General features: G+C 72.2%; 16 protein-coding genes. 5 read left to right on the top strand and 11 right to left on the bottom strand.

What is annotated here, in order from left to right; genetic code table 11:
• Window positions 1-77: 77 nt before the first annotated feature.
• The 4 genes from BLT76_RS10840 to BLT76_RS10825 are packed head-to-tail and all read right to left on the bottom strand — an operon-like array spanning window position 78 to window position 4,033.
• Window positions 78-1,415, bottom strand: coding sequence for a cytochrome P450 (locus BLT76_RS10840; RefSeq protein ID WP_170867020.1), 1,338 nt, complete (start codon window positions 1,413-1,415; stop codon window positions 78-80).
• On the bottom strand, window positions 1,412-2,197 hold the full coding sequence (locus BLT76_RS10835; RefSeq protein ID WP_244509359.1) for an SDR family oxidoreductase: 786 nt from the start codon (window positions 2,195-2,197) through the stop codon (window positions 1,412-1,414). The genes BLT76_RS10840 and BLT76_RS10835 overlap by 4 nt, the downstream gene beginning before the upstream one ends.
• 8 nt (window positions 2,198-2,205) lie before the next feature.
• A complete protein-coding gene (locus BLT76_RS10830) occupies window positions 2,206-3,426 on the bottom strand; it encodes a cytochrome P450 (protein WP_090855129.1) in 1,221 nt (406 codons plus the stop codon).
• Window positions 3,427-3,478: 52 nt separating this feature from the next.
• The gene (locus tag BLT76_RS10825) at window positions 3,479-4,033 is read right to left on the bottom strand and encodes a TetR/AcrR family transcriptional regulator (protein ID WP_139175484.1); all 555 of its coding nucleotides are present in this window, start codon (window positions 4,031-4,033) and stop codon (window positions 3,479-3,481) included.
• Between the two features lie 218 nt (window positions 4,034-4,251).
• On the opposite strand from BLT76_RS10825, the gene BLT76_RS10820 reads away from it, so the two are divergent.
• The gene (locus BLT76_RS10820) at window positions 4,252-5,766 is read left to right on the top strand and encodes an ATP-dependent DNA ligase (RefSeq protein ID WP_090855123.1); all 1,515 of its coding nucleotides are present in this window, start codon (window positions 4,252-4,254) and stop codon (window positions 5,764-5,766) included.
• Between the two features lie 19 nt (window positions 5,767-5,785).
• On the opposite strand, the gene BLT76_RS10815 is transcribed toward BLT76_RS10820, so the two are convergent.
• From BLT76_RS10815 to BLT76_RS10800, 3 genes are all read right to left on the bottom strand, one after another.
• Window positions 5,786-6,028, bottom strand: coding sequence for a hypothetical protein (locus BLT76_RS10815; protein WP_090855121.1), 243 nt, complete (start codon window positions 6,026-6,028; stop codon window positions 5,786-5,788).
• Window positions 6,029-6,507: 479 nt separating this feature from the next.
• Entirely contained in the window at window positions 6,508-8,145 is a 1,638-nt protein-coding gene (locus BLT76_RS10805) for an ABC-F family ATP-binding cassette domain-containing protein (protein ID WP_090855115.1), read from the bottom strand.
• Window positions 8,146-8,154: 9 nt separating this feature from the next.
• Complete coding sequence (locus tag BLT76_RS10800) at window positions 8,155-8,625, bottom strand: hypothetical protein (RefSeq protein ID WP_211752874.1); 471 nt, start codon at window positions 8,623-8,625, stop codon at window positions 8,155-8,157.
• Between the two features lie 56 nt (window positions 8,626-8,681).
• Between BLT76_RS10800 and BLT76_RS10795 the strand changes: the two genes are divergently transcribed.
• On the top strand, window positions 8,682-9,347 hold the full coding sequence (locus BLT76_RS10795; RefSeq protein WP_090855109.1) for a TetR/AcrR family transcriptional regulator: 666 nt from the start codon (window positions 8,682-8,684) through the stop codon (window positions 9,345-9,347).
• Window positions 9,348-9,401: 54 nt separating this feature from the next.
• On the opposite strand, the gene BLT76_RS10790 is transcribed toward BLT76_RS10795, so the two are convergent.
• Window positions 9,402-10,682: an acetyl-CoA C-acetyltransferase gene (locus tag BLT76_RS10790; protein WP_090855106.1), complete on the bottom strand. Its 1,281-nt coding sequence runs from the start codon at window positions 10,680-10,682 to the stop codon at window positions 9,402-9,404.
• 98 nt (window positions 10,683-10,780) lie between these two features.
• Between BLT76_RS10790 and BLT76_RS10785 the strand changes: the two genes are divergently transcribed.
• The 3 genes from BLT76_RS10785 to BLT76_RS10775 all read left to right on the top strand — a co-directional run bounded on the left by BLT76_RS10785 (window position 10,781) and on the right by BLT76_RS10775 (window position 14,572).
• Window positions 10,781-12,127, top strand: coding sequence for a 3-oxoacyl-ACP reductase (locus BLT76_RS10785; RefSeq protein WP_090855103.1), 1,347 nt, complete (start codon window positions 10,781-10,783; stop codon window positions 12,125-12,127).
• Window positions 12,124-12,963, top strand: coding sequence for a MaoC/PaaZ C-terminal domain-containing protein (locus tag BLT76_RS10780; protein ID WP_090855100.1), 840 nt, complete (start codon window positions 12,124-12,126; stop codon window positions 12,961-12,963). The genes BLT76_RS10785 and BLT76_RS10780 overlap by 4 nt, the downstream gene beginning before the upstream one ends.
• A gap of 85 nt (window positions 12,964-13,048) precedes the next feature.
• Window positions 13,049-14,572 (top strand): malate:quinone oxidoreductase, encoded by a 1,524-nt coding sequence (locus BLT76_RS10775; RefSeq protein ID WP_244509358.1) that lies wholly within the window; start codon window positions 13,049-13,051, stop codon window positions 14,570-14,572.
• Here the strand turns inward: BLT76_RS10775 and BLT76_RS10770 are convergent.
• The 3 genes from BLT76_RS10770 to BLT76_RS10760 all read right to left on the bottom strand — a co-directional run bounded on the left by BLT76_RS10770 (window position 14,559) and on the right by BLT76_RS10760 (window position 16,955).
• Window positions 14,559-14,963 (bottom strand): nitroreductase family deazaflavin-dependent oxidoreductase, encoded by a 405-nt coding sequence (locus BLT76_RS10770; protein ID WP_090855097.1) that lies wholly within the window; start codon window positions 14,961-14,963, stop codon window positions 14,559-14,561. The two genes, BLT76_RS10775 and BLT76_RS10770, sit on opposite strands and share 14 nt — an antisense overlap.
• A gap of 244 nt (window positions 14,964-15,207) precedes the next feature.
• A complete protein-coding gene (locus BLT76_RS10765; RefSeq protein WP_090855093.1) occupies window positions 15,208-16,080 on the bottom strand; it encodes an acyl-CoA thioesterase in 873 nt (290 codons plus the stop codon).
• Window positions 16,077-16,955 (bottom strand): acyl-CoA thioesterase, encoded by an 879-nt coding sequence (locus BLT76_RS10760; protein ID WP_090855087.1) that lies wholly within the window; start codon window positions 16,953-16,955, stop codon window positions 16,077-16,079. Before BLT76_RS10760 ends, BLT76_RS10765 begins: the two co-directional genes overlap by 4 nt.
• Window position 16,956 lies beyond the last annotated feature (1 nt).

Genomic DNA, 16,956 nt, shown 5'->3' with positions numbered 1-16,956 from the left:
GCGCCGACTCTCTTCAAGACGGGTCTCGAGGCTCGGGCCCAGCGGCCCTCGCACCTCAACCAGCGGCGGGACGGCGTTCATCGCTGCCGCCGCTGGTAGCGCACCCGGCAGGGCTGCTGGAGCTGGATCACCATCTTCGAGACGTCGTCGCGGTAGTCCTCCGACGGCTGCGCCATCTCGAACTCGTAGTCGCGCAGGATCACCGAGAAGATGGCCTTCATCTGCATCATCGCGAAGGCGTTGCCGACGCAGCGGTGCTTGCCGGCCCCGAAGGGGATCCAGGTCCAGCGGTTCTGCAGGTCCTCCTGGCGCGGGTCGAGGTAGCGGCCCGGGTCAAAGGAGTCGGGCTGCGGGAAGTCCTCGGCGATCCGGTTCGAGACCCGCGGGGACGCGGCGACGACGGTGCCGGGCGGGATGGTGTGCCCGGCCAGCTCGATCGTCTCCTGCACCACCCGCATCAGGATGATCAGCGGCGGGTGCAGCCGCAGCGTCTCCTTCAGTGCGGCCTCCAGCCGCGGGATGGACCGCAGCGCCTGGAACGACACCTCGCTGCCGTCGGCGTACAGGTCGTCGAGCTCGGCGACGACGTCCTTCATCGTCTCGGGGTGGCGCATCAGCTCGATCAGCGCCCAGGACGCCGTACCGGACGAGGTGTGGTGCCCGGCGAACATCATCGAGATGAAGATGCCGGTGATGTAGTCGGCGGTCATGTCGATCGAGATCAGCACGTCGAGGAGGTCGCGCTCCTCCTTCGGCACCGTCCCCCGGGTGACGCGCTTGTCGATGATCCCCTGGACCAGCGCGACCAGCTTCTCCCGGGCGGCGTCGCGGATCCGGAAGGACTCGATGTCGAGGTAGGGGTCGACGTAGGCGAGGGCGTCGGTGCCGCGCTCGAGGTCGTGGTAGTGGTGGGCGAAGGAGGAGTCGAGCTCCTCGCGGAACGGCTTGCCGATCAGGCAGGCCGAGGTCGTGTAGATGGTCAGCTCCGCGAACCAGTCGAGCAGGTCGATCTCGCCCTCGTCGCCCCAGTCGGCGACCATCCGGTTGATCTCGGCCTCGATCGTCGCGGCGTGGCCGCGCATCATGTCGCCGCGCAGCGCCTGGTTCTTCAGCATCTGCTGGCGCTCCTCGGGCGAGGCGTCGAAGACGACGCCCTTGCCGAAGATCGGCGTCATGAACGGGTACGCCGCAGCCTGGTCCAGGGTCGAGTCCGGGGCCCGGAAGAACTGCTCCTGGGCCTCCGCGCCGTAGACCAGCACCACGTCCTTGTCGGCGAGCCGGAACCGACCGATGTCGCCGCACTCGTCGTACACGCGTTGGAACAGGCCGATCGGGTCGACGCGCATCTCGGCCAGGTGGCCGTGCCCGTCGTCGTCGACGGCGTAGGAGACCTCGGGGATCTGCTCGGTGCTCAACGGTCCTCCAGGGGTGCCTCGGGCGAGACCTCGACGAGGTTCAGGTGGACGCCGCGCGGGACGTTCACCACGGTGGTGATCGCGTCCGCGACGGCGGTGGGCTTCATGAAGTGCGGGTGCCGGGCCAGACCGAAGCGGACCCACTGGTTCAACACGTGGGCGGCCTCGTCGACGTCCCAGTCGGTGCCCATCTCGCTCCAGGTGGGGCCGGGGCGGACGATCGACGCGCGTACGCCGGTGCCCTCGAGCTCCATCTGCAGGGCGTGGGCCATCCCCTCCAGCCCCCACTTGCCGGCGGCGTACGACGACATGAACGGCCGCGCCCGCACGGCGACGTCGGAGGAGACGAACACGAAGTCGCCGCGCTGCCGCTCGACCATGCCGGGCACGAAGGCCCGCACCAGGCGCTGGGCGCCCGTCAGGTTGAGGTCGATCTCGCGGCTGAACCGCTCCGGGTCGACCTCGTAGATGGTGCCGGGCGCGACGGCGCCGGCGTTGCTGACGACGACCTCGACGTCGCCCAGGTCGCCGGTGACGCCTTTCGCGAAGGCCTCGACCGAGTCGCCGTCGGTGAGGTCGAGGGGGTGCACGACCGCCTCTCCCCCGGCCTCGCGGACGGCGGCGGCGACCTCCTCGCACTTCTCGGTACGCCGGGCGCCCAGCGCGACCGGGTGGCCGGCCGCGGCGAGCGCGAGGGCCGTGGCCGCGCCGATCCCGGAGGAGGCGCCGGTGACGACCGCCGGTCGGCGGGTGGGCTGGGCGTACTTCTCGCGGCTGCTCACGGGGTGGTTCATCGGGGCACCACCGTCATCGGGGCGACCGCGAAGCCGCGGACGTTGACCGAGTGCACCCGCCGGCACGCGTCGTGGTCGATCTCGATCGAGCGGGCCCGCTGGACCAGCGCCGTCAGCGCGACCCGCGCCTCCAACCGGGCCAGGTTGGCGCCCAGACAGAAGTGCCGGCCGCCGCCGAAGGAGAGGATCTTGGCCAGCTCCTCCGGATCACGCGTGATGTCGTACTCCGTCGGGCGGCTGAAGACCGACTCGTCGCGGTTGGCCGACCCCAGGCAGAGCAGCAGCTTGGACCCCTGGGGCGCGACCCGGCCGTGCAGCTCGACGTCGCGGAGCAGGTAGCGCGCCAGCAGCTGGCTGGACGTGTCGTAGCGCAGCGTCTCCTCCACCCAGGGCGCCACCAGGTCGGTGTTCCCGTCCCCGCCGAAGACCAGGTCGTGCTGGTCCGGGTGCCGGGTGAGGTGGAAGGCGGCGTGGCCGAGCAGCTTGGTGGTCGTCTCGTTGCCGGCGACGACCATCAGGAAGAGGAAGGCGATGACGTCGTCGTCGGTGAGGCGCTCGCCGTCGACCTCCGCCTCGATGAGCGCGCTGGTGAGGTCGTCGCTCGGCCGCCTGCGCCGCTGGGCGACCATGTCCATGTAGTAGGAGACCAGCCACAGCGAGGCCTCGGCGCCGGCCTGCGGGACGTCGTACACGCCGTCCTCGCGGTGGACGACGACGTCGGCCTGGCGTCTCACCTCGGCCCGGTCCTCCTCGGGGACGCCCATCATCTCGGAGATCACGTCCATCGGGAGCTTGCCGGCGAAGTCGGCGATCCAGTCGAAGCTGCCCCGCTCCAGGCACTCGCCGAGGTAGCGGTCGGTGAGCTCCTGGATGCGCGGGAGCAGGTCGTGGACGCGGCGCGGGGTGAAGCCGCGCGAGACCAGGGAGCGCAGCCGCTTCTGTCGCGGCGGGTCCATGCCGAGGATCGACATCACCTTGTGGGCGTCCGGGCCCCACGCGGACTTCTCGATCGCCACGCCGTAGGAGTTGGAGTAGGTGCCCTCGGTGCGCAGCGCCTCGGCGATGTCCTCGTGCCGGGTGAGCGCCCACAGGTCCAGGTCGGGGTTGTGGTGCAGCGGCTCGTGCTCGCGCAGCCAGGAGTAGACCGCGTAGGGGTCGTTCTGGAACGTGTAGTCGTAGGGGTCCAGCACGGTGGGCGTGCTCTGCAGGACGCTCATGCCGGGGCCCCCGCGGAAGCGCGAGCGCAGCGAGCGGTTTCGTGGGGAAAGCTCATGCATTGCCTCTCATGATGGTGGCGACGACCGCGTCGAGCCGCTCGCCCATCTCGGTGTAGGTCAGCAGGCCCATGCCGGCCTGGAGCAGGGCGCCGGAGAACGCGAGCGCGAGCGTCTCGACGAGGACGTCGTCGGCCGCGTCACCGATGGCCGCGCGGAACCGCGCGGCGAACTCGCCGCCGATCCGCAGCCGGAGCCGGGCGACGTCGGCGTCGGTGGCGAGCAGCGCCGCCGTGGTGCCGGCGGCCAGCTCGGGAGACGCGGCCAGCAGCGCGGTCAGGTGCCGGGTCACGCCGCAGACCCGCTCGACCGGGGTCGCGCCGACCGGCGCCGGTTGCGGACCGGTCAGCACCGCGCGCCAGAACAGCTCGGCGAAGAGGTGGTTCTTCGACGCGAAGTAGGTGTAGGCCGTCGCCGGGCTGACGCCCGCGCGCCCCGCGACCGTGCGGATCGTCAGCGCCTCCGCCCCCGTCACGCGCAGCTCCTCGGCGCCGGCCGCGAGCAGCCGCTCGACGGTCTCGGTCTGCCGGGCGGTCATGGAACTGGACACGTGTCCAAGTTAGAACGTGTTCTGGTCGTCGCGCAAGCGTTTCGGACGAACTCCGTCCGCGCCGGTGGTTGAGCAGGTTGCGCTAGCAACCGTGTCGAAACCCCCGCAGCCCACGAGCGACGTCGCTCGAGGTCATGGAGGTCGCACCCCACGCCCCGCATCGTCGCCGGCCGGAGACGTCACGGATGGCTGTCGGCGCCTCCGGGCACCATGGGTCCATGCTGCTCGCCGACCTCGTCGTCACCTCCGCCGCCGTGGCCGCGACCCGCTCCCGCAAGGCCAAGGTCGCGGCCATCGCCGAGCTGCTCGCCGCGGCCGCGCCCGACGAGCGGCAGGTCGTCACGTCGTACGTCGGGGGCGCGCTGCTGCAGCGCCGCACGGGCCTGGGCTGGCGCGGCCTGGCCGACCTGCCCGCGCCGGCCGGGTCGGGCTCGCTGTCCGTGCTCGACGTGCACGAGGCCTTCGACGCGATCGCGGCCATCGCGGGGGCCGGGTCGCAGGCGGCGCGGGCCGCGGCGGTCGCGTCGCTCTTCGGGAGGGCGACCGAGGAGGAGCAGCCGTGGCTGCGCGGGGTGGTCACCGGCGAGGTCCGCCAGGGGGCGCTCGACGCCCTGGTGCAGGAGGCGGTGGCCGCGGCGGCCGACGTACCCCTGGCCGCGGTGCGGCGCGCCGCGATGCTCGCCGGGTCGACCGTGGCGGTCGTCGACCTCGCGTTCGACGGCGGCTCGGACGCCCTGGCCGAGGTCGGACTCGAAGTCGGCCGCCCGGTGCTGCCCATGCTCGCCTCGTCGGCGAAGACCCTGGCCGAGGCGATCGAGAAGGCCGGCGGCGGCACGGTCGCGATCGACACCAAGCTCGACGGCATCCGGATTCAGGTGCACCGCTCGGGCGACTCGGTGCGGATCGCCACCCGCTCCCTCGACGACATCACCGATCGACTGCCCGAGGTGGTCGAGGTCGCCCGCTCCCTGGACGCCACGGACTTCGTGCTCGACGGCGAGGCGCTCGCGCTCGACGACGAGGGCCGCCCGCGGGCGTTCCAGGACACCGCGTCCCGCACGGCCCAGGCCGACGGCGTCCGGGTGACCCCGTTCTTCTTCGACGTCCTCCACGTCGACGGCCGCGACCTGCTCACCGCCCCCGGCGAGGAGCGGCTGGCCGAGCTGGAGCGTCTCGTCCCCGAGCCGTTCCGCGTCCCCCGCGTCGTCACCGACGACCTCGCCGTCGCCGAGGCCTTCGCCGTCGACGCGCTGGCGGCCGGCCACGAGGGCGTGGTGGTCAAGAAGCAGTCCGCGCCGTACGACGCCGGCCGCCGCGGCGCTGCCTGGGTCAAGGTGAAGCCCGTCCACACCCTCGACCTGGTCGTCCTCGCCGTCGAGTGGGGCTCCGGCCGCCGCTCCGGCTGGCTGTCCAACATCCACCTCGGCGCCCGCGACCCGTCCAGCGAGACCGGATTCGTGATGCTCGGCAAGACCTTCAAGGGCATGACCGACGAGATGCTGGCCTGGCAGACCGAGCGCTTCACCGAGCTCGCCACCTCCCCGACCGACCGCTCGTCGTACGTCGTCGAGGTCCTCCCCGAGCAGGTCGTCGAGATCGCGTTCGACGGGCTGCAGCGCTCGACCCGCTACCCCGGCGGGCTCGCGCTCCGCTTCGCGCGGGTGCTGCGCTACCGCGACGACAAGACCGCCGACGAGGCGGACACGATCGAGGCGGTGCGTGCCTACCTCTGACTCACCGCACCCGGCGGATTCACCGGGCGTCCGTCGGCCCCACGGCCCGGGCCCGACAGACCGCCCGGGTCTGCACCAGGCCCAGCGCCCAGCAGGTCGGACAGCCGCGAAGCAGCACCACCCCCACCGGCGCGAGCAGCAGCATGAGCGGACCCCAGACCGGGATCAGTGCGAAAGCAAGGACCAGCGCCGCCAGACCGAGCACGCCGCGGACCAGGTGCCGCGGCACCGAACTGCTCGCGAACATCGTGTCGGGGTCCATGCGGCCAGTCTGTCGCACGTCCGGCTACGTCCTTCGGCGGAAGGCGACACTCCCACCGGGCAGGTGTCGGATCTCGTACGCCGGGTCGCGGACCCACCGATGACGTCGCGGCAGGCAGCCGTCCGGTCGTCACGCCGATGCTCCCGCCTGGGTGCCCGAGGTCGAGGGGTCCGACCACCTGCTCTCGCCTCAGGTCCTCCAAGCCGATCGCCAGGACGACGAACTCGACGAGCGCCCGGCACGGGCGAGGATCGTGGAGCGGGACACGTGCCTGGTGCGTGCGGGACTCCACGATCAGGCAAAGGCCCCACCCGGCCGCACGCCCACGGACCTCTCCCCATAGCCAGCCGAGGCGGCGAGCTGAGCGGACCCGCAGCCCGTCGGACGGCGGGACGGCCCACTCGACGCCGTACGTCTTCTCGCCGGGTTTCGAGGCTCAGGCCTTCGCACCTCAACCAGCGGGGGGAGGCGGGAGGCGCTCAGAGCTGGGTGACCCGGCCACCCTCGACATGCCAGCGCTGGTCGAGCGCGACGTTCTCGAGCAGCCGGCGGTCGTGGGAGACCAGCAGCAGCGCGCCGTCGTACGACGCGAGCGCCTCCTCGAGCTGCTCGATCGCGGGCAGGTCGAGGTGGTTGGTGGGCTCGTCGAGGACGAGGAGGTTGACGCCGCGGGCCTGCAGCAGGGCCATCGCGGCGCGGGTGCGCTCCCCCGGCGACAGCTTGCCCACCGGTGAGGCGACCTGATCGGCCTTCAGCCCGAACTTGGCGAGCAGGGTGCGGACGTCGGCGGGGGTCCAGGTCGGGACGGCGAGCTCGAAGGCGGTGCCGAGCGGCTGGTCGTCGGGGAGGCCGGTGCGGGCCTGGTCGATCTCGCCGACCGCGACGGAGACGCCGAGGGAGGCGGAGCCGGAGTCGGGCGCGACCCGGCCGAGGAGGAGGGAGAGCAGGGTGGTCTTGCCGGCGCCGTTGGGTCCGGTGATGCCGATCCGGTCCCCCGCGTTGACCTGCAGCGACGTGGGCCCGAAGTCGAACGAGCCGCGGCGGACGGCCGCGGAGTTGAGGGTCGCGACCACCGCCGACGAGCGCGGGGCGGCCGCGATGGAGAACTGCAGCACCCACTCCTTGCGCGGCTCCTCGACCTCGTCGAGCCGGGCGATCCGCGACTCCATCTGGCGGACCTTCTGGGCCTGCTTCTCCGACGACTCCGACTGCGCACGCCGGCGGATCTTGTCGTTGTCGGGGCTCTTCTTCATCGCGTTGCGGACACCCTGCGAGCTCCACTCGCGCGTGGTCCGGGCCCGCGAGACCAGGTCCGCCTTGGTCGAGGCGAACTCCTCGTAGGCCTCCCGCGCGTGCCGGCGCGCGACGGCCCGGGCGTCGAGGAAGGCGTCGTACCCGCCGTCGTAGACCGCGACCTGGTGCTGGGCCAGGTCGAGCTCGACGATCCGGGTCACGCAGCGGGCCAGGAACTCGCGGTCGTGCGAGACCAGGACGACGCCGCTGCGCAACCCGCGGACGAACGACTCCAGCCGGTCCAGCCCGTCGAGGTCGAGGTCGTTGGTGGGCTCGTCGAGCAGCACCAGGTCGAAGCGGCTGAGCAGCAGCGCGGCCAGCGCGGCGCGGGCGGCCTGGCCGCCGGAGAGGCCGGTCATCAGCGCGTCCGGACCGACGTCGAGGCCGAGCTCGGCCAGCACCGACGGCAGCCGGTCGTCGAGGTCGGCGGCGCCGCTGGCCATCCAACGGTCGAAGGCGGCGGCGTACGCGTCGTCGGCTCCCGGGACGTCCGAGCCCAGGGCGGCGGCGGTGGACTCCATGGCCTCGGTGGCCGCGGTCGCGCCGGTACGACGGGCGACGTACGCCGCCACCGTCTCGCCCGGGACCCGGTCGTGCTCCTGCGGCAGCCAGCCCACGAACGCGTCCGACGGCGCTCGTGACACGGTCCCGCCCATCGGCTCGGCCTCGCCGGCGAGCAGCCGCAGCAGCGTGGACTTGCCCGCGCCGTTGGCGCCGACCACGCCGACCACGTCGCCGGGGGCGACCGTGAGGTCGAGGTTCTCGAAGAGGATGCGATGCCCGTGGCCGCCGGCCAGGTCCTTCGCCACGAGGGTCGCGGTCACCGGAGGATCCTAGGTGGTCGGCGGGCCCTCCCCGTCCACCAGTGCTTGCAGCCCGAGGACCAGCAGGAGGAGGGCGAGCATCAGCGTCCCGCCGAGCGCCACCACGTTGCCGACGACGTCGATCGCGTCGAAGCCGCCGAGGTGGTGCAGGTGATAGGTCAGGTGCACCGTGGCGAAGGCGGTCCAGGCGCCACCCAGCATCACGGTCGCGGCCGGCTCCTGCCGGACCAGCGCGACCAGTCCCGCCACCGCCAGGGCGAGGTAGAGACCGCCCACGTCGCGGACCAGGTGCTCGTTGAACGGGCCGTCGACCCCGACCCACACCCGGTGCAGGCCGGGGAAGGCGTCGTAGAACGAGCGCGGCGCGAAGGCGGCCCACGGTCCGACGTACAGGGCGGACGCGGTGAGCGTCGCGGTGGCGAGGAGGTAGCGGCGACGGTGCACACCCCAGGGACGGGACCGGGCCGCGGTCTGTGACACCGCCGATCCCGTCACAGTCGTGCAACTCGGAGTTACGCCAGGGCTAGCATCGAGCCATGCCCACGCGCGCACCCGAGACCGACGGCCGTCGTTCCGCTGCCGCCGCCCGGCGCCGCAAGCGCGAGGCCGAGATCATCGCGGCCACGCGGGCGCTCTTCGACGAGCGCGGCGTCCGCGACGCCCAGATCGAGGACGTCGCCCGCGCGGTCGGCATCAACCGGGCCATCGTCTACCGGCACTTCTCCGGCAAGGAGGAGCTGTTCGCGCTGGTGCTGGTGGGCTACCTCGACGAGCTGCGCGACGACCTCGACGCCGCCACCGGCCACGACGCCCGCGAGCGGCTGGCCGCGATCGTCGGCGCGTTCGTCGACTACGGCCTGGCGCACCCGGCGTTCGTGGACTGCGCCCAGGCGCTGATGCGTCGCTCGGGGCCGGAACTGCTCGACGAGATCTCCGAGGGCGCGCTCTTCCGGCTCGGCCGGAGCATCTCCGCCTGCCTGGCCGTGCTCGGCGCGGCCCTCGAAGAACTCGGCGTCGACGACCCGACCCTGCTGGCGAACACCCTCTACGCGAGCGGGCTCGGCGCGCTCCAGCTCGCCCGGGTCGGCATCCTGGTCAAGGAGGCCTCCCCGGGCATCCCCACCGTCGGGCAGATCTCGCCCGAGCAGGTCCGCGACTACCTGGTCACCTCGGCCCTGGCCCTCGCCACCCCCGTCGAGTGACGCCAGATGGCTCGTCAAGACACGTCTTGGCGACCATCTGACGGCTCTCGACGGTCAACGCTCGAGGATCGCCACCACGCCCTGGCCACCGGCGGCGCAGATGCTGATCAGGCCGCGGCCCGAGCCCTTCTCGGCGAGCAGCTTGGCCAGCGTGGCGATGATCCGCCCGCCCGTGGCGGCGAACGGGTGGCCGGCGGCCAGCGACGAGCCGTTGACGTTCAGCTTCGAGCGGTCGATCGAGCCCAGCGGCGCGTCGAGGCCGAGGCGCTCGCGACAGAAGACCGGGTCCTCCCAGGCCTTCAGGGTCGAGAGCACCTGCGAGGCGAACGCCTCGTGGATCTCGTAGTAGTCGAAGTCCTGCAGGGTCAGGCCGTGGCGGGCCAGCATCCGCGGCACGGCGTACGCCGGGGCCATCAGCAGCCCCTCGTTGCCGTGCACGTAGTCGACGGCCGCGGTCTCGGAGTCGACCAGGAACGCCTGCGGCTCGAGGTCGTGCGCGGCCGCCCACTCCTCCGAGGACAGGAGTACGACGGATGCACCGTCGGTCAGCGGCGTCGAGTTGCCCGCGGTCATCGTGGCGGCCTCGCCACGGCCGAAGACCGGCTTCAGCTTCGCCAGCTTCTCGGCCGTCGAGTCCGCCCGCAGGTTGTTGTCGCGCTCGACGCCACGGAACGGCGTGACCAGGTCGTCGAGCCAGCCGGCGTCGTACGCCGCGGCGAGGTGCTGGTGGGAGAGGGCGGCCAGCTCGTCCTGGTCCTCGCGGGTGATCTGCCACTCCAGCGCGGTCAGCGCGGCGTGCTCGCCCATCGACAGCTTGGTGCGCGGCTCGCCGTTCTGGGGGATCTCCAGACCGATGTCACCGGGGCGGATCGCCCCGAGCGCCTTCAGCTTGCCGGCCGTGTCGCGCGATGCGTTGACCTTCATCAGCTTCTTGCGCAGCCTGTCGCTGATCGCGACCGGCGCGTCCGAGGTGGTGTCGGTACCGCCGGCCACCCCGACCTCGATCTGGCCGAGGGCGATCTTGTTGGCGACCTGGATCGCCGCCTGCAGCCCGGTGCCGCACGCCTCCTGGATGTCGGTCGCGGGCGTCTCGGGTGCGAGCTTCGAGCCGAGCACCGCCTCGCGGGTCAGGTTGAAGTCGCGCGAGTGCTTCAGCACGGCGCCGGCGACGACCTCGCCGAGCCGCTCGCCGTCCAGGTGGAAGCGGGTGACCAGGCCGTCGATGGCGGCGGTCAGCATGTCCTGGTTCGACACGTCGGCGTAGACGGTATTGGACCGGGCGAAGGGGATGCGGTTGCCGCCGAGGACGGCGACGCGACGGATGCTGGTGACCATGCGGCCAGTGTTCCCCGCGGGGTACCACTTACCAACAGCATGAGGGCCACGTCACGAAATGTGGACACCGAGTTACACCACTAGTTACATGGAGTGTCATGAGCGACCGCTATCAGGACTTCGTCTCCTCGCCGATCGGCAGCTTCCTCGCCAAGAACCTCGGCCTCCCCGCCCCCACCAAGCTGGAGCGGTACGACGAGGGCGCGCCCCTGGTCGACGGCACGGTCGCCGTCGGCGGCCGCGGCCGGCTCGCCGAGTCGCTGCCCGGCCTGCTCGACGAGCTCGGGATCGCCAGCACCCAGGACGCCGACCCGCAGCAGCGGTTCAAGGGCCTGGTCTTCGACGCCACCGGCCTGAGCTCCTCGGCCGACCTGGTCGCCCTGCGCGACTTCTTCACCCCGCTGCTGCGCAGCCTCGACACCTGCCCGCGGATCGTCGTGCTCGGCACCCCGCCGGAGTCGGTCGCGGGCGGCGAGCGGGTCGCCCAGCGGGCCCTCGAGGGCTTCACCCGCAGCCTCGGCAAGGAGGTCGGCCGCGGCGGCACCGTCCAGCTGGTCTACGTCGCCGACGGCGCCGAGGGAGCGGTCCTCTCCACGCTCGGCTTCCTGCTCTCGCCGAAGTCGGCGTACGTCTCGGGCCAGGTGGTGCGGATCGGCGCCCACGGGGTCACGACCGCCGGCGAGGTCGTCGACTGGACCCGCCCGCTCGAGGGCAAGGTCGCGCTGGTCACCGGCGCCAGCCGGGGCATCGGCGAGCAGATCGCCCGCGTGCTGCACCGCGACGGCGCCACCGTCGTCGGCCTCGACGTGCCGCAGGCCGCGAGCGACCTCCAGGTGCTGATGAAGGAGCTCGACGGCGACTGGCTGACCCTCGACATCACCGGCCACGACGCGCCCCAGCGGATCGCCCACCACCTGACCGAGAAGCACGGCGGGGTCGACGTCGTCGTCCACAACGCCGGCATCACCCTCGACCGCAAGCTCGCCAACATGGCGGCGAACGACAAGGGCGATCGGTTCGCCAAGGTCATCGAGGTCAACCTCACCGCCCCCGAGCGGATCACCCGCGAGCTGCTGGCCCAGGGCACGATCAACGACAACGGCTCGATCGTCGGCGTCGCGAGCATCGCCGGCATCGCGGGCAACGTCGGCCAGACCAACTACGCGGCCTCCAAGGCCGGCGTCATCGGCCTCGTCGACTCGCTCGCCGACGAGCTGGACCGCGGGATCACGATCAACGCGGTCGCCCCGGGCTTCATCATCACCCAGATGACCGCGGCCGTGCCGTTCGCGACCCGCGAGGTCGGCCAGCGGCTCAACGCGATGTCGCAGGGCGGCCTGCCGGTCGACGTCGCCGAGACCATCGCCTGGTACGCCTCCCCCGGCTCGACCGCCGTCAACGGCAACGTGGTCCGGGTCTGCGGCCAGATGATGCTGGGCGCATGAACGCCCTGCTCAGGGCGGCGCTCCCGAGCATCCCGCTCGTCAACCAGCTGCCCGGGATCCGCAAGGCGCCGGCCGAGGACTTCAGCGGCCTGCGCCTGACCCGCCCTCCGGTCACCGCCGAGCGCGCCCACGTCGAGCGGTACGCCGCGGTCTGCGGCTTCCCTGTTAAGGACACCGTGCCGGTGACCTACCCGCACCTGCTGGCGTTCCCCCTGCACCTCGCGATCATGGGCGACCAGGCGTTCCCCGCGCCCGCGATCGGGAGCGTCCACGTCGAGAACTCGATCACCACCCACCGGCCGGTAGCCGTCGGCGAGACCCTCGAGGTCGAGGTGGCGGTCGGGGCAGCGCAGCCGCACGCGAAGGGCACGGCCTACGTCTTCGCGACCACGATCTCGGCCGGGGGCGAGACGGCCTGGGAGAGCACCTCGACGTACCTCCGCCGGGGGAAGGGCGACGACTCCGCGGCCGGCGGAACGTCGTACCCCGACGCGCCACCGCACGGCATCACCTGGCGACTCCCCGACGACCTCGGCCGGCGCTACGCCGCGGTCTCCGGCGACCACAACCCGATCCACCTCTACCCGCTCACCGCGAAGGCCCTGGGCTTCCCGCGCCAGATCGCCCACGGGATGTGGACCCTCGCGCGCAGCGTCGCCGCGCTGGAGAACCGGCTCCCCGACGCCGTCCGCGTCGACGCCGCGTTCAAGAAGCCGGTCCTGCTCCCGGGGACGGTCGCGTTCGGGTCCGCACGGCTCGAGGACGGGTACGCCTTCTCGCTCTCGCGGCCGCGCGACGGGGCCCCGCACCTGGTGGGGCGCACGACCGCACTCTGAGACGCGTGTGAACCACGTCTCTCCTGCTCAGGCCGGGGAAGACCTGCCGATCGGTGTCGTGAGAGCAGCGCCTAACTTCGTGCGCGTGCGCGACACCGATCAGGAGACCAGCGTGAGCCGCCCGGACAGCGAGACCACCTTCCAGTACGACGCCCTGCTGGTCGGCGGCGGCATCATGTCGGCCACCCTCGCCACCCTGCTGCACCAGGTGGAGCCGAGCTGGTCGATCGCCATCGTGGAGCGGCTCGACGAGCTGGCCCTGGAGTCCTCCGGCCCGTGGAACAACGCCGGCACCGGCCACGCGGCGCTCTGCGAGCTCAACTACTCCCCCGAGCTGCCCGACGGCACCGTCGACGTCAGCAAGGCGATCGGCGTCAACGAGCAGTTCCAGCTCTCGCGGCAGCTGTGGGCGTTCCTGGTCGAGAGCGGCCGGATCCCGGACCCGACCTCGTTCATCCACCCCAGCCCGCACCTCAGCTTCGTCTGGGGCGACGAGAACGTCGCCTACCTCCGCAAGCGGTACGACGCCCTCGCCGCCCACCCGCTCTTCGCCGGGATGGAGTACACCGAGGACCCCGCCGTCGTCGAGGAGTGGGCCCCGCTGCTGATGGCGGGCCGCGACCGCGACCAGCCCGTGGCCGCGACCCGGTCCCTGTCCGGCACCGACGTCGACTTCGGCTCGCTGACCCGTCAGCTCGTCGCCGGCCTCGCCGACCGGCTGACCACCGAGGTCGTCACCGGCATCGAGGTCAAGAGGCTCGACCGGATCGAGGGCGGTTGGCGGGTGCGCGGCAAGCGCCTCGACGGGGCCGAGCGCTACGAGAGCACCGCCCGGTTCGTGTTCGTCGGCGCCGGCGGTCAGGCCCTCACCCTCCTGCAGCGCTCGGGCATCCCGGAGATCCGCGGCTTCGCCGGGTTCCCGGTGAGCGGCGAGTTCTGGCGCACCACCGACCCGGCGATCGTCGCCCGCCACCAGGCCAAGGTCTACGGCCGCGCGGCCGTCGGCGCCCCGCCGATGTCGGTGCCGCACCTCGACACCCGGATGGTCGACGGCACGCCCAGCCTGATGTTCGGCCCGTACGCCGGCTTCAGCCCGCGGTTCCTGAAGAACGGCTCGCTGCTCGACCTGTTCCGCTCGATCCGCCTGCACAACCTGTGGCCGATGCTCCAGGTCGGCTTCCGCAACCTCAGCCTGGTCGTCTACCTCGTCGGCCAGCTGCTCGCCGGCAAGCAGGCCCAGCTGAACGAGCTGCGCCAGTTCTTCCCCGACGCGGAGGCCGACGACTGGGAGAAGATCGTCGCCGGGCAGCGGGTCCAGGTCATCAAGCGGGTCCCCGGCCAGGGCGGGGTGCTGCAGTTCGGCACCGAGCTGATCGCCGCCTCCGACGGCTCGATCGCCGGCCTGCTGGGCGCCTCCCCGGGCGCGTCCACCGCCGTCCCGATCATGCTCGACGTGCTCGCCGAGTGCTTCCCCGACAAGGTCGAGGACTGGCGACCGGCGCTGGAGAAGATGATCCCCAGCTACGGCGTACGGCTCTCGGACGACCCGGAGCTGGCCGCCGACGTGCTGCGCGACACCGCCCAGACGCTGGGTCTCAGCGCGGCGTGAGCGCGAGGACCGGGATGACCCGGTCCGCCTTGGCCTCGTAGTCGGCGAAGCCGGGATAGAGCGCGGCCTGCTCGGCGTACTTCGCGTCGCGCTCGGCGCGTGGCAGCTCCTCCGCCCGGACGGCGATCGTGTCGTCGCCGACCTCGATCGTGGCGTCGGGGTGGGCGATCAGGTTGTGGTACCAGGCCGGGTTGGTCGGCGCGCCCGCCTTGGACGCGAAGACCAGGTAGCGCTCGCCGTCGGGCAGGTACATCATCGGGCTGACCCGCTCCTCGCCGCTCTTGGCGCCGGTGGAGTGCAGGAGCAGCAGCGGCGCTCCCTCGAAGTTGCCGCCGACCTTGCCGTGGTTGGCCCGGAACTCGGCGATGACCTGGTCGTTGAAGTCGCTCATGCGCCCATCGTGCCGCACCCGCCGGTGGTTGAGGAGGGGCGAAGTCCCGTCTCGAAACCCCGTGCGCCGACCGCCGGTCTCCACCCCGGCACCCCGGTGGTTGAGGAGGGACGAAGTCCCGTCTCGAAACCCCGTGCGCCGACCGTCGGTCTCGATTCCTGCACCTCGGTCGGGTCACCGGGTTTCGAGACGGTTGCTGCGCAACCTCCTCAACCACCGTGACGACCGGTGCCGCGCAACCTCCTCAGCCGGCGTCGACCCGCGGCCGGATCAGCCCCTCCTGGGCGAGCGTGGCGACGAGCGTGCCGTCCTCGAGGAACACCCGGCCGAGCGAGAGCCCGCGGGCTCCCGAGGCCGACGGCGACCACTGGTCGTAGAGCCACCACTCGTCGACGCGGAACGGCCGGTGGAACCAGATGGTGTGGTCGAGGGAGGCCATCTGGGTCTTCACCGGGTTGGCGTCGTGGGCCGTGAGCGAGGCGCCCAGCAGGCTGACGTCGCTGGCGTAGGTGAACGCGGCCAGGTGGACCACCGGGTCGGCGGGCAGCTCCTCGCGGATCCGGATCCACATCTGAGCCTGCGCGCGGTGCTTGGGGTGCTCGGGCAGGCCGGTGCGGGAGTTGCCGAGGTAGCGGACGTCGAGCGCCGACCACTCCTTGCCGAGCGCGTCGGCGTCGGAGTTGCCGCGGGCGCGCATCAGGTCGACCAGGTCGAGACCCTGGTCGGGCGCGCCGACCTGCGGCATGGCGTCCTGGTGCTCGTAGCCGTCCTCGGGCCGCTGGAAGTCCAGCGTCTGGTAGTAGATCGGCCGGCCGTGCTGGCGGGCGACCACGCGTCGGGTCTGGAAGGAGCGGCCGTCGCGGATCCGCTCGACGTCGTACACGATCGGGACGGCGTAGTCGCCGCCGCGCAGGAAGTAGGAGTGCAGCGAGTGCACGGCGTACGACGGGTCGACGGTCCGGATGCCCGCGACCAGGGCCTGCGCGGCCACCTGGCCACCGTAGACCCGGGCCCGCGCCGACTCCGGCTGGGCGCCACGGAACAGGTCGGGCTCGATCTGCTCGAGGTCGAGGAGCCGCACGAGCTCGGACACGTCGCTCACGCCGGACTCACTCATGCCTGGCTCCGGGTCGGGTCGAACTTCCGCATCAGCGCCTCCTGGGCGACGGTCGCGACGAGGGTGCCCGCCTCGGTGAACACCCCGGCGGTGACCAGCCCGCGCCCGCCACCGGCGAACGGCGAGGTCTGGTCGTAGAGCCACCACTCGTCGGCGCGGAAGGGCCGGTGGAACCAGATCGCGTGGTCGAGCGAGGCGATCATGTGGGTGCCGTCCTCCGGCCGCGCGCCGTGCGGGGCGAGCGCCGCGCCCATCAGCGTCATGTCGGAGAGGTAGGTGAACGCCGCGACGTGCAGGAACGGGTCGTCGGGCAGGGCCGAGGAGACTCGCAACCAGACCCGCTGCAGCGCGGGGTGCTCGGCATCGGGGGCCAGCAGGCCGTCGCCGGAGCTGCCGACGTAGCGCAGGTCGGCGACGTCCCACTCGCTGTCGGCGCTGGTGTCGCGGTCGGGGTAGAGCTCGGCCAGCACCTGCCGCGGGTCGAGCGAGTCGGCGGGCGCGGTCACGTCCGGCATCACGTCGTGGTGGTCCCAGCCCTCCTCCGCGACCTGGAAGTTCGCCGTCAGCGCGAAGATCGGCCGGCCGTGCTGGCGGGCCAGCACCCGGCGGGTCCCGAAGGACCGGCCGTCGCGCAGCGTCTCGACGTCGTAGACGATCGGGGCGCGGGTGTCGCCGGGCTGCAGGAAGTAGGAATGCAGCGAGTGCACGGCGTACGACGGGTCGACGGTGCGGGTGCCCGCGACCAGGGCCTGCGCGGCGACCTGGCCGCCGAAGACCCGGGGCAGCGCCGAGGGCTCCTGGGCGCCCCGGAACAGGTTGTCGTCGATGCGCTCGAGGTCGAGCAGCGCCAGCAGGGCGGCGGCGTCCTTCGGCACG

The sequence above is a fragment of the Nocardioides lianchengensis genome, assembly GCF_900101465.1.
Lineage (GTDB): Bacteria > Actinomycetota > Actinomycetes > Propionibacteriales > Nocardioidaceae > Nocardioides > Nocardioides lianchengensis.
Note: the sequence above shows the minus strand (reverse complement) of the source record. Positions and strands in the feature narration are given on the sequence as shown.

Excerpts from the sequence above, each read along its gene's own strand:
- BLT76_RS10830 (WP_090855129.1), bottom strand. The coding sequence starts at position 3,426 with ATGAGCGTCCTGCAGAGCACGCCCACCGTGCTGGACCCCTACGACTAC.
- BLT76_RS10780 (WP_090855100.1), top strand. The coding sequence starts at position 12,124 with ATGAACGCCCTGCTCAGGGCGGCGCTCCCGAGCATCCCGCTCGTCAAC.
- BLT76_RS10770 (WP_090855097.1), bottom strand. The coding sequence starts at position 14,963 with ATGAGCGACTTCAACGACCAGGTCATCGCCGAGTTCCGGGCCAACCAC.
- BLT76_RS10795 (WP_090855109.1), top strand. The coding sequence starts at position 8,682 with ATGCCCACGCGCGCACCCGAGACCGACGGCCGTCGTTCCGCTGCCGCC.
- BLT76_RS10765 (WP_090855093.1), bottom strand. The coding sequence starts at position 16,080 with ATGAGTGAGTCCGGCGTGAGCGACGTGTCCGAGCTCGTGCGGCTCCTC.
- BLT76_RS10790 (WP_090855106.1), bottom strand. The coding sequence starts at position 10,682 with ATGGTCACCAGCATCCGTCGCGTCGCCGTCCTCGGCGGCAACCGCATC.
- BLT76_RS10785 (WP_090855103.1), top strand. The coding sequence starts at position 10,781 with ATGAGCGACCGCTATCAGGACTTCGTCTCCTCGCCGATCGGCAGCTTC.
- BLT76_RS10815 (WP_090855121.1), bottom strand. The coding sequence starts at position 6,028 with ATGGACCCCGACACGATGTTCGCGAGCAGTTCGGTGCCGCGGCACCTG.
- BLT76_RS10820 (WP_090855123.1), top strand. The coding sequence starts at position 4,252 with ATGCTGCTCGCCGACCTCGTCGTCACCTCCGCCGCCGTGGCCGCGACC.